11 protein-coding genes are annotated in these 11907 nt (G+C 40.8%); 6 read left to right on the forward strand and 5 right to left on the reverse strand.

Translation table 11 applies throughout. From position 1 onward, the window contains the following. Window positions 1-94: 94 nt before the first annotated feature. Window positions 95-1096: a hypothetical protein gene (locus HWQ39_RS05540; RefSeq protein ID WP_292842428.1), complete on the reverse strand. Its 1002-nt coding sequence runs from the start codon at window positions 1094-1096 to the stop codon at window positions 95-97. 164 nt (window positions 1097-1260) lie between these two features. Here HWQ39_RS05540 and HWQ39_RS05545 point away from each other — a divergent pair, with 164 nt between their 5' ends. Genes HWQ39_RS05545 through HWQ39_RS05555 form a run of 3 tightly spaced genes read left to right on the forward strand, consistent with a single transcriptional unit; the run spans window position 1261 to window position 2445 of the window. Beyond that, window positions 1261-1527, forward strand: coding sequence for an Arc family DNA-binding protein (locus HWQ39_RS05545; protein ID WP_292842430.1), 267 nt, complete (start codon window positions 1261-1263; stop codon window positions 1525-1527). Further along, the gene (locus tag HWQ39_RS05550; RefSeq protein ID WP_292842432.1) at window positions 1524-1982 is read left to right on the forward strand and encodes a type II toxin-antitoxin system VapC family toxin; all 459 of its coding nucleotides are present in this window, start codon (window positions 1524-1526) and stop codon (window positions 1980-1982) included. Before HWQ39_RS05545 ends, HWQ39_RS05550 begins: the two co-directional genes overlap by 4 nt. A 16-nt stretch (window positions 1983-1998) precedes the next feature. Then, a complete protein-coding gene (locus HWQ39_RS05555; protein ID WP_292842434.1) occupies window positions 1999-2445 on the forward strand; it encodes a thioesterase family protein in 447 nt (148 codons plus the stop codon). On the opposite strand, the gene HWQ39_RS05560 is transcribed toward HWQ39_RS05555, so the two are convergent. Genes HWQ39_RS05560 through menA form a run of 3 tightly spaced genes read right to left on the reverse strand, consistent with a single transcriptional unit; the run spans window position 2438 to window position 5772 of the window. Then, window positions 2438-3820, reverse strand: a complete 1383-nt coding sequence (locus HWQ39_RS05560) for a 2-succinylbenzoate--CoA ligase (protein ID WP_292842436.1) — start codon at window positions 3818-3820, stop codon at window positions 2438-2440. The two genes, HWQ39_RS05555 and HWQ39_RS05560, sit on opposite strands and share 8 nt — an antisense overlap. Next, window positions 3805-4827 (reverse strand): o-succinylbenzoate synthase, encoded by a 1023-nt coding sequence (locus HWQ39_RS05565; RefSeq protein ID WP_292842438.1) that lies wholly within the window; start codon window positions 4825-4827, stop codon window positions 3805-3807. Before HWQ39_RS05565 ends, HWQ39_RS05560 begins: the two co-directional genes overlap by 16 nt. A 48-nt stretch (window positions 4828-4875) precedes the next feature. Next, window positions 4876-5772 carry a 2-carboxy-1,4-naphthoquinone phytyltransferase gene (gene menA, locus HWQ39_RS05570; protein WP_292842439.1) on the reverse strand — a complete coding sequence of 299 codons (897 nt, stop codon included), beginning with the start codon at window positions 5770-5772 and terminating at the stop codon, window positions 4876-4878. A gap of 311 nt (window positions 5773-6083) precedes the next feature. On the opposite strand from menA, the gene HWQ39_RS05575 reads away from it, so the two are divergent. Next, a complete protein-coding gene (locus HWQ39_RS05575) occupies window positions 6084-7499 on the forward strand; it encodes an isochorismate synthase MenF (protein ID WP_292842441.1) in 1416 nt (471 codons plus the stop codon). 101 nt (window positions 7500-7600) lie between these two features. On the opposite strand, the gene HWQ39_RS05580 is transcribed toward HWQ39_RS05575, so the two are convergent. Next, a complete protein-coding gene (locus HWQ39_RS05580) occupies window positions 7601-8917 on the reverse strand; it encodes a glutamate-5-semialdehyde dehydrogenase (RefSeq protein WP_292842443.1) in 1317 nt (438 codons plus the stop codon). A 408-nt stretch (window positions 8918-9325) separates the two neighbouring features. Here HWQ39_RS05580 and HWQ39_RS05585 point away from each other — a divergent pair, with 408 nt between their 5' ends. Next, window positions 9326-11311, forward strand: a complete 1986-nt coding sequence (locus HWQ39_RS05585; RefSeq protein WP_292842445.1) for a zinc metalloprotease HtpX — start codon at window positions 9326-9328, stop codon at window positions 11309-11311. A 193-nt stretch (window positions 11312-11504) separates the two neighbouring features. Then, on the forward strand, window positions 11505-11861 hold the full coding sequence (locus HWQ39_RS05590) for a hypothetical protein (RefSeq protein WP_292842447.1): 357 nt from the start codon (window positions 11505-11507) through the stop codon (window positions 11859-11861). Window positions 11862-11907 lie beyond the last annotated feature (46 nt).

Raw genomic sequence — 11907 nt, forward strand, 5'->3', positions numbered from 1 at the left:
TGATGGCATTATCTAGACTCCATAGATGATTCTTTTTGTCAATGCGTAAGTCCTAGACACTATAAATTCCGATTTTTGAGCAATTATTGACAAATTAGGATTCACCTAAAAATGACTGTCCTTGCTTTAAAGCTTTAGTGGAGCTTTCATCCAAAGCACCATCTTTGGTAAGTAGTGGAGTTTCTAATAAAAGCTTTAGGACTTGAGCAAACTGAACGAGCAGATGAACTTGACGTTTTTGCAACTGGTTATATTTAGCGTAGTTTGTACCTGAGTCAATAATTATACTTTCTAGACCATCTAGTTCGGCTGTCATAGCTGTTGAAAGTCGCATGATGACTTCATCAAATTTTTTGGCTACTTTGTTGATGGCATCTAAAACACTAATAGCTTTTTCCATCTCTTTTGCCACCTTATCTGCTTCTGCTTTATAGCTGCGAGCCTTCGCTAAATTTTCAGTTGCCTTTGCTGCCATTAACATACCACCAACAGCAAAGATTGGCCCAGCTACAATTCCACCGAGGACAAACATACCTCCTGCCATGCCCCATCCACCGGCAACAAGTGAACCTCCGCCAAACCATGCCAGAGTAGCATTAGTGGCGGCAGCACCTGCAAGCGTACTAATAGCAGTCCCTGTTGAGGCTGAGGCAAACATCACAGCTCCTCCATAACTGGCAATTCCTGCTAATGCTCCTGCTCCGACTGCACTAGCTCCTCCTAGTACCACTTCATGAGCTTTTAATGCGATATCTTTCATTTGAGCTAATTCATCTCTAGTAAAATTAGCTGCATTAAACTCACTTGTATTTGCTTGTCCTGTTAGTTCAACGTTTTTTAGTTGCTCATAAAGCTTGACAAAACGACCTAGCTGCTTATCCCATACTTCCAGCTTGAGTTGCCCCAAATGTTCTAGAGTCTCAGTTGTTACTTGTCGTGAAGAGTTTAATTGAAGTTCTGCACGCTTATAAACTTCCTGTGCCTCATGCTGTAGGTTCTTAGCTTTTGAGTGAGCCGAGGCGGCATCTACTCCTTTTTTAGCTCCAAATAAACCTGCTCCTAAAGCGGCAGCGCCGAGAATCAAAGGTAAAACCATATTTACTTTATTGATGAAATACCTATACTTATAATTCCCAGTTTTAAGATGATAATCTTTATACTCGCTTAGTCTCTATATACTATATCCACAAGTAGCGATCGCTCCCCCCTTTTGCTTGCATTATGCTATCATTTTGACAAATCCTGCTTTGAGGTAAAGCGATGGCTACCCTTTATGTAAGAAATTTACCCGATGATTTATATACCAAGCTGCAAGAGTTAGCGGCATCTGAACACCGTTCCATTAACGCCCAAGTTATAACTCTGTTAGAACAAGCTTTAAAAACTGAAGCACAGCAAACAGAAGAAGAAAGACGAAAGAATGTCCCAAAACTTCTAGAGGAAATCCGTCTTCGCCGTGAACAGCTACCAACTGATATCGAATGGCCTGACAGCACTGCCATGATTAGAGAAGATCGGGACAGATGACAATTCCTCTTAGATGCGTTGTGGATGCGAGTGTGGCGGTTAAGCAATTTATTCCTAATCCGCTAACAGCCAAGGTTAATCAACTATTTGCTCACCTTACCTATCCCCAGACAGAAATCTTTGTACCTGACCTGTTTTACATTGAGTGTGCAAACGTTTTATGGAAGTATGCTCGTGCAGGTAGTTACAATGTTTCTTTGATTCAAGGGAATTTAGCTAGTCTCAAAGCTTTCCCTTTGCGTGTTGTCTCTACAGCTGATTTGATGGCGGATGCAGTTGCGATCGCATTAAATTATGGAATCTCTGCCTACGATGGCTCTTATGTCGCACTTTCACAGCAGGTAGGTGCTACTTTGCTGACTCTCGACGGTAAGTTAGTAAAGGCAATAGCCGCTTCGTCTTACAATGTTTCCTCGTTTAATGACTTCGAGGTTCCGCCGTTGGAGTCAATTTAATATTCAATTATCAAAAATGTCTTTCACTTATAACCGCACGGTTCGCTTTCAAGATACTGATGCTGCTGGGGTAGTTTATTTTGCTAATGTTTTAGCTATTTGTCATGCAGCTTATGAAGAATCTTTAGAAGCATCAAGTATTAATCTCAAAGATTTTTTTACTAATCCGTCTGTGGGGTTTCCGATTGTTCATGCTAGTGTCGATTTTTCGCGCCCTATGTTGGTTGGGGACAAGTTACTGATTAGTTTAATTCCGCAAAAAATAGGTGTTGAGAAGTTTGAAATTACTTACAAAATTACTGTAGGTGAGGTGGTAGTTGCTAAGGCTATTACTCGTCATGTTTGTATTGATGTGAGTAGTAGAAGTAAGCGGGAATTACCTGATGAGATAGTTCAGTGGTTGGAGACGAACCGCAGAGACGCTGAGGACACAGAGAGAAGAAAGTCGAGAGAAGTTATTTGATGGAATTTTGAAGGAATTCTGTGGCTATTTGCTGTAACTGTTGGCGGTTAATTTTACCTTGGGAGTTACGGGGTAGGTTTTGCTGGGGAATCCAATATTTAGGGATTTTAAATTTGCTGAGTTTGTCTTTGAGTAGAGTTTGGATTTTTAAGGCAGAGATATCTGATTTTTTGGGAATGTAAATCGCTGTTAAGGCTTGTCCCCAGTGTTTATCTGGGATGCCGATGACACAAATATCGGCAACCATTTGAGTTGCTTGTATAGCCGATTCAATCTCTGCTGGGTAAATATTTTCTCCACCTGTAATAATTTTGTCGCTGTTACGTCCGACAATATTTAAATGGCCTTGTTCGTCTAAAAAACCTAAATCATCTACTTGGAAATCAGTTTGATTTTCTCTAGTTTTAGGATAGTAACCAAGGGCTAAAGATTGAGCATGAATGGTAATACTTCCGATTTGATTGGAATTTAAAACTTCGCCTTGCTGATTGCGAATAGTTACTTTTGCATGGGGAAGAATTTGACCACTGCTAATTTTACCACCGAGAAAATCATCTGGTTTGAGGGTAGCAATTTGAGAGGCGGTTTCTGTCATGCCATAAGTAGGTGCTAACCGGATGCGGTGAAATCTGGATTTTTCTAGTAGTTCGTTCCATGCTGGCGCACCTCCTAAAAGTACTGTATTAAATTGGGATAGCCATTCAGTTAATTCTGGATTTTGCAGGAGGCGTTGTAACTGTGTTGGTACTAAAGATATGAAAAATTTTGATTGTTTAATATTTAATATTTGACCGGATTCTACGGCTTTAAATGGTTGAATAGCTAGTTTACCTGCGGTGGTGAAAGAGCGCATAAATTGCATTAAACCGCTAACATGATATAGCGGTAACACGCAAAATGAATTGACTCGTTTGATTTGAAAGTATTCTGTAAATCCTTGTACCGATAAGATGAGAGTTTCCCAAGTGTGGATGGCAAATTTAATTTCTCCTGATGAACCACCCGTAGGAATCATGATGCTATTGGAAATTGGGCATTGGATATTATTCCCATTGCCTATGCCCCATACCCCATTCCCCATTCCCAAAACAATATCTGGCTGTACTAAATCAAAGACTTGTTGCCATTCTTGTGTTCCCCAATCGGGGTTACAAATAAAAACTGGACAATTAGCTCCACAAGCGGCAATGAAACTTGCTAGAAATCTTAATGGTTCGCGTTCGGCTAAGATAATTTTTGGTGGCGTTCCACACGCTGATAATTGTGTTAGTTCTAAATATAATTCTTGAGCTATTTGATTAAATTGATGGCTGCTGTAACCGATAAGCCAATCATTTTGAGGCAGGTTATTAAGATAGTCTAAAGGTCGTTCCATAAACTTTGAAGCCAGGTTTCTTCTTGTTCAAAAAAATGGTCGATGCCAAAACCAATTGCCCTGTTGTTTCGGGATAATTCGGCTGCTAGTTGGAGGGCTGCAAGTCTAGCGATCGCAGTTTCAAATACTGATGAAAATACAGTATCAATTTGATGCTGGTGGCAAAATTTCCTCAGACGAGATGGCGATCCAACTATCCCAGGCTTGATGACAAAAATCCCTCGCCAACCTTGTTGATGACAGGCGGCGAGTTGCCTAAGTGTGGCGACGGATTCATCTAAAGCGATCGCAGTTTCATAACTCGTACTCAATTGCAACATCTCCTGAAATTGTTCAACGGGTAGCGGTTGTTCGATAAATTCAATTTCTAAGGGTAGTTCTGCATTTGCCTTGAGATTGTCGCAAGTCCGCAGCCATAAGTTAGCTTCTTCATAGCTGAGTCCACCGTTAGCATCTAATCGCAGTTTCGTAGAGGCTGGTAAGGTGTGTATGAGTAACTCAAAAATTTTTAGTTCATGAGCGATCGCATCCACACCAATTTTCCACTTAAACGTGTGATATCCCTGCTGCCATAAAGTTTCCCATTGATTTAAAGCCGCTTCCCCAGATGGTAATAAGCCGCTATAGCGCAAGGAGTGAAGCACCGAGGATAAATTTAAATTCTTCTCCTCTGCTCCCCTGCTCCCCTGCTCCCCTGCTCCCCTGCTCCCCTGCTCCCACGCTGACTCAAAGCCAAATTGACAAGCGGGTAACTCATCTGGGATGGAGAAAATTATCTCGTCTGTGATTTCTTCTGGGAGTTGGCGACAAAAATCTAAGGCTTGTTCTAGGGTTTCGGAACCAAACCAATTAATAGGGGCAATTTCTCCCCACCCGACTTTACCTGATTCATCGTTAAGGCGGAGAATAATACCTTCACGAATATCCCAATTACCATGATTGGTAGTAAGTGATCGCAAAAATCTTCGCTGATATGGACGAAATTCAAATTTGTAGTCATTAGTCATTAGTCATTAGTCATTAGTTATTTTCCCTTTGTTTCAATGCCCAATGCCCTAGAGAATAAATCCCAATCCAAACAGCAAGCAAGCCCAGAAATGCACGGCTACGGCGATGAATTTACAGTTACTAACTTTGTCCGGCTGGTTGTGATTTTCTAGGACGTGGCGACATAATTTGACAGCAAATGGTAGACTCACCCAACTCAACAATGTCCAAGGTGGAGAAATCCCCAATAGCACAAACAGCAAGGTGAGGGGATAAATGCTACCAGTAAACCAAACTAGGAGTTGGGCCCCTTTTTGGGTTCCGAGACGGACGATAGGCGATCGCTTTCCTGCGGCGATGTCATCCTTAACTTGGTGAAAGTGTGAGCAAAACAAAATTAAGGTTGTGGCAATCCCAACAATTACTGAGGCTGCTAAAGCTGTCATAGACCAAGTTTGGGTTTGGCTGTAGTAGGCTGCCTCTACTGCTAAGGGGCCGAAGGCAAAAAAGCAAATAATCTCGCCTAAACCCTGATATCCTAAGCGAAAGGGAGGGCCTTGATACGTATATCCTAAACCGCAGCACAGTAAAATTATACCGATCACAGTTAGGTCATGTTGCCAAAAGGCGATCACTAGTATGCCCAGTAACCCCAAACCTAAACACAAATTTCCTATCCAAAATATTAATGGCTTATTGCCTGTTAAGTTCACCAGAGAATGGTGCTTATTTTGATCGATACCTGTTTCGGAATCAAACACATCATTACTGATATTTTCCCAGGCAAGAATTAAGATTGCCGCAGCTACAAAAGTAGAAAATACTACACCATGAAAAATTTTAGTTTGGGCAAATGCCACTGCTGTTCCTACCCAAATGGGCATAATGGCAACGCTGTACATTGGCGGTTTAATCGCTGCCATCCATAACTTAGTGTTGGGATATGAAATTTGCTTGGTAGTCATCAGTCGTGATTAATTAAATTGCCAGAATATTACTCACACTTGAGATTTTATAATTTAAAGAGACGTTAGATATTCATGAGATCAAAATAACTGCCGCTTTTACTATGGCTTCTTAAACTTGCATTGTTAACACTCCACCCTCACATTACAGTTCAAGGCGGTAACTAGCTTGTCAGGGTCGAGGAACACCACAAACAAGGCAAATTCTACGCTGGTGAAATGACAACTTAATATGTTACCTGTAAAAATATGACCACGATTAATTACACTTTAGAAAGTTAACTTAAAAAAAATTTACTATCGTTAAATCCATGACAGTTTCACCATGTCGTAACAACTTCTTTGTAAAACACAAAGATTTATATCAATTTCTGGTAGCAGTGCAAGAAAAGTGCGTCAACAACAATTGTCGGCAAATTGTCAGTATCTCCCAAGAGATCGATTTAGTTGATCCTTTACTTGTATTGGATAAACTTACACAAGCAAATGAAATAAATTTTTACTTTGAGGACAGAGGTAAAGGAGAAGCGATCGCAGCAATTGATTCTGTAGCAAAATTACAGATTGATGGTGCTGATCGTTTTAGTCAAGCAGAATATTTTATCAAATCTTCTCTACAAAGTATAATTAATTTTGGTAACGCAAATCAACCTTTTTCTGGGCCTCACTTTTTTTGTTACTTCAGTTTTTTTGATAAAAACGCCCAAGTAGATTATCCATTTCCATCTGCTACCATTTTTCTTCCACGTTGGCAAGTAGCGGTAAAAAATCAGCGCTGCATATTAGTAACAAATATAATTATTAATGCAAATGTAAATATTGAAAGATTGTTAAATAATCTGCAAAATAAAATTGCATTTATGCAATCTTTAGAAGATTATTCTGCTAATATAGATTTTTTCTCAGCAAAAGCATACAAGAAATCTGTCACCAATGCTGCTCGATTTAAAAGTTCAGTAGTATCTGTTTTGGAAAAAATTCGTTCTAGTCATTTAAGTAAGATTGTATTAGCAGATATATTAGACGTAAAGTCAAGGAACCACTTTGACTTAGTTAAATCATTAAATAATCTTAGGCAAATACATCCTAACTGTTATATTTTCTCTACAAGCAATGGTAAGGGACAAAATTTTATTGGTGCAAGTCCAGAAAGATTAATTAGTATTAATAATCAACAGTTAATTACTGACGCTTTAGCTGGTTCTGCACCACGAGGTAAAACCCCTGCTGAAGATGCAGCTAATGCCAATCGCTTACTCAATAGTGAAAAAGAAAAGCATGAGCATTCGCTAGTACTTGATTTCATAATTCAACGTCTATTTCAGTTAGGTTTATCACCTAAAATATTAGCACCACGCCTACGACAATTATCTAACATCCAGCACTTATGGACACCAATCAGCGCGATAGTTCCGATTAATATACACCCATTAAAAATTGTCGGACAACTGCATCCTACACCAGCCGTTGCTGGTGCAGCACGAGATGTTGCTTGTGCCGAAATTCGTCGTTATGAAAGCTTTGAGAGAGGTTTATACGCTGCGCCTCTGGGTTGGATAGATTCTCAGGGAAACTGCGAGTTTATTGTGGGAATTCGTTCAGCATTAATTGATGGCGATCGCGCGAGGTTGTATGCTGGTGCTGGTATCGTGGCTGGCTCCGATCCTGACAAAGAGTTTGCAGAGGTGCAACTTAAACTTCAAGCGTTACTTAAAGCCTTAGTTTAAAGTTAATTTTCCAGTAGTTATGCTGGAAAATGCTATAAGCAACGCCGTGTTAGAAAGCAACTTTGTTGAGTTGAAGGAGTTATTTTTGTACTATCGTATAGTTAAAAGGTAATCTCAAAATCCTGATGAGTAAAAGCTTTTGCATTCTCCCCTGTGTAAGTAGCGACTATATGACCATCGCCAGTCATTTGATATTTGTATGTGACTAATCCTTCTAAACCAACGGGGCCGCGAGGAGGCATTTGTTGTGTACTAATCCCTACTTCTGCACCGAAACCATAGCGGAAACCATCAGAAAACCGGGTAGAACAATTGTGGAATATATTAGCTGAATTTACTAGTCCAAAGAAAGTTTCTACAGATGCTAAATCTTCAGTAATAATCGCATCGGTATGACGAGAACCATATTCGTTAATATGAGCGATCGCATCTTCTATAGAGTCTACAATCTTTATGGACAAAATAAAATCGTTATATTCTGTTTCCCAGTCTATCTCTCTTGCAGCTTTGATGTTAGGTAAAATTTTCAAGGTACGTTTATCACCTCTTAATTCCACTTGAAGTTCTTGCAAAGCCTCAGCAACTTTTGGCAAAAATTCTGTCGCAATAGAAGAGTGAACGAGCAAAGTTTCAATTGCATTACAAACAGCAGGATATTGTGCTTTAGCATCGACGGTAATCGGAACTGCTTTAGAAATATCGGCGGTTTTATCTATATAGAGATGACAAATTCCGTCGGCGTGACCTAGTACCGGAATGCGTGTATTTTCCTGCACAAATCTGACAAATGAATTAGAACCTCTAGGAATAATTAAATCTACATATTTATCTAATTTCAAAAGTTCTAAGGTTTCTTCTCTAGTTGTGAGCAACTGTACTGCATCTGGATTAACAGTAGTTTGCGATAATCCCTGTTTAATTGCCTTAACTATCGCTTCACAAGAACGCACTGCTTCCTTTCCACATTTAAGAATCACACCATTTCCCGATTTAATCGCTAAGGAAACAATTTGAATCGCCGCCTCTGGACGGGCTTCAAAAATGATCCCCACAACGCCTAAAGGACAAGTAACCCGCTTGAGAACTAAGCCAGTATCAAGTTCGCGGTGAATTTGGACTTTACCGATAGGATCGGCTAGCTTACCAACATCTCGGACTCCAACGATCGCATCTCTTAATTTATGTTCATCCAACTGCAATCGCTTATAAAGCGGTTTGGGAATCCCTTCGGCGGTAGCAGCTTTACAGTCAGCAATATTTGCTTGTAAAATTTCATCTCTAGCTGATTCTAAAGCTTGCGCGATCGCTTCAATCGCCTGATTTTTTGCCTCAGTGGAGAGAATCGCTAGCTTACTTGCGGCTTTGCGGGTTTGCGCTGCGATCGCAATTAGGGGAGAAGCAATATCAAAAATAGTCATAGTACAAATTTTTACCTTTTCCTCATCTTATCAATCTCAGGTTATGTTCATCATTCGTCTTCCTCCAATCGGGTGAACCATTTGGGTAATCAATAATTACTCTAATCGGGTGAAGCAAGACTGGGTTGAAAACATTTATTCTCTAAATATCAAACACGGGCAAAGAGGTAGTAAGTTTACCGCAGCAAAAATATTATAAGTATTATTACAGTTGTTCTTTGAAAATCTTAAATATGATTTATGCGTTCCGTAGGCTAGATAGACATAGTAATGTATGTTTATCTAGTCTTTTACTTAAGTAGATATTTTATACTGTCATTATTTAAATTTTTACGAAATTGCAGTGACGATCGCTGGATCTATTGAGTATTGATAGATCAAATACCACTCCTTTGCTAGGGAGATCCTATGTCATTGCAATCTGGATTAGATGCCTTAAAAGAAAAGCGTTATCAAGAAGCGGTTGAATTACTCGAACAATTCTGCCGCAATTGCGCTGAACACGATTCCTCAGATTATCTTTCAGCACAGATGTGGCTAATGAAAGCCTATCAAGCTACAGGCGAAATCGAAAAAGCCAAGGCCCTGTGTCAAAAGTTAATCATGAGTGAAAACCCACAAGCTAGAAGTTGGGCAGAACAAGCTAGTAAATCCTTCCGCCAAACGCCATCTAACGCCAGTCAAAAAGCTGGTCGCGCCGCTACCACTGGGATGAAATTAGCGATGGGTGGTGTGGGCGGTAGTTTGGCATTAGCTTCTGGTGTCACCATGACCTTGCTCTTTGGCATGGTTTTGGCTTTAGGTTTGAGCTTAGTATTTATTTTGGGTAGCGACAATCCACTCCAAGGGCTAGCGATCGCTATTGGTATTACTCTAGTCTTTAATATCGCCGCCTTTTTCCTGTCTCCATTCATCATGGACTTAACTCAAGGCTGGCTTTACCAAACTCGCTGGGTAGAGTTAGCAGAAGTTGAAACCCTCAGTCCAGAGACAGCTAAAGTTATTCGCCAAGTCTGTGACCAGAAAAAGCTGAAAACGCCTCGTTTGGGAATCATTAACGACCAAAACCCCACAGCTTTTACTTATGGTTCATTACCGAACAGCGCTCGTTTGGTTGTCAGTCAGGGACTTTTCACATACCTCGATGACGATGAAATTGCTACCGTCTACGCTCACGAACTGGGGCACATCGTCCATTGGGACTTTGCAGTGATGACAGTAGCTTCTACCCTAGTGCAAATTTGTTACTTGATTTACGGCACAGCCAGAAGATTTGGGCGTGGTGGTGATAGCAAAATCAAAGATGCCATGCAAACTGCTGCCTTAGTTGCCTACGTGTTTTATGTTATCGGTACTTATTTACTGCTGTACCTCTCCCGCACACGAGAATACTTTGCCGATCACTTTGCAGCTGAAAGTACAGGTAATCCCAATGCATTATCCCGCGCTTTGGTGAAGATTGCCTACGGAATTTTAGAAGAAGGTTCGCGGACACAAGAACCCAGCCGTTTAATTGAAGGAACTCGCGCCTTGGGTATCTACGACCATAAAGCCGCCGCTTCCACAGGAACCGCCTACCGCATTGCATCCGATACCCAAAAAATTGGTCGCGTCTTTCTCTGGGATATGTTTAATCCTTGGGGTTGGTGGATGGAGTTAAATTCCACTCATCCATTGACAGGTAAACGAGTTCGTGCATTAAGTACTTATGCCGAACAGTTGGGTTTACCGACTGAGTTTGATATGGGGCGAGTTATTGGAGAAGGTAAAAGTCTGAATAAAAGTAGGCTTTACAGCAACTTCTTTTTAGATGTTGTACTGTACGGCGCTGAAACAATTGGTTTCTTCGTTGGCTTGGTAATGGGTGTGATTTTGTTGTCAAGTTCCCCAAACACAGGTTTAGTATTGGGTGCGCCACTAATTGGCTTAGGGATTGGAATTTTCATCAAAGCCTTAGTAATGTTCCCCGACTACAAGCAAGCACCAGAAACCGACATTCTCACCCTGATGTCAGACCCCTACGCCAGTCCGTTACGTGGACAACCTGCAAAACTTGAAGGTCAACTAATTGGTCGTGGCGATGCTGGTTATAAATTTGGTTCCGATTTAAAAATTCAGGATCGTAGTGGAATGCTTTATCTGCATTACGCCTCACGCTTTGGCCCCATCGGCAATTTCCTATTTGGGATGAAGCGAGTTCAAAGCTTGATTGGCGAACAAGTTGGGGCTGTGGGTTGGTTCCGTCGAGGTGTTGCGCCTTGGATGGATCTGATTCAACTCCAGAGTCAAAATGGCACTATTGTCAACAGTTACCATCGCTTCTGGTCATTCATCCTTAGCGGTGGATCGATTATCCTGGGAGTGGTCTTGACTATGTTTTTGAGCAGCAGATAGCTGAGTTTCTAGCCTGCTGTCAAAGCATTTCTCAGTCCATCCAAGCTTTAATTTGTCAGGAGGTAGTTAGTAACTGCCTCCATTTTTTATTGAGGAAGGTATAAGCCAATAGTGTTCAGATAAGACAAAAAAATTTTTTGATATAGGCTGGGCATGATAAATAAACATTGCACATAACCCTAAAAAAATTCTGATGACAAATGCGATCGCTAGTCAATTTCACCAACTTATGACTGGGAGAAACAGCCTGATTGGCAGATATGACCGTAAAAACAAAACCAAGCGTTTCTTAGCATTGTATACCTGCATAGGATTAGTGGGCTTAATTCTGGTATTGTTGTTAATGGCGTCTCCAGGACTAACTCAAAAACCTCAACCCCAACCCCAAGAACCGTTATTAGTTGCTACACGAGTTATACCGCCTTTTGTGATATCAAACAAAGGTGAGCTATCAGGATTCAGTATCGATCTCAGGCACAGCATTACTAATCAAATAGGTGCAGAGTCGAAATTTATTCAATATCCTTCTGTGCCAGAACTGCAGGGTTAGCGCGTCTCAAACCCTATTGACAAGCGAACTTGCCTGATCCGCAATC

Origin of the sequence: Nostoc sp. NMS8 (genome assembly GCF_017115045.1) — a bacterium.
Taxonomy (GTDB): Bacteria; Cyanobacteriota; Cyanobacteriia; order Cyanobacteriales; family Nostocaceae; genus Nostoc.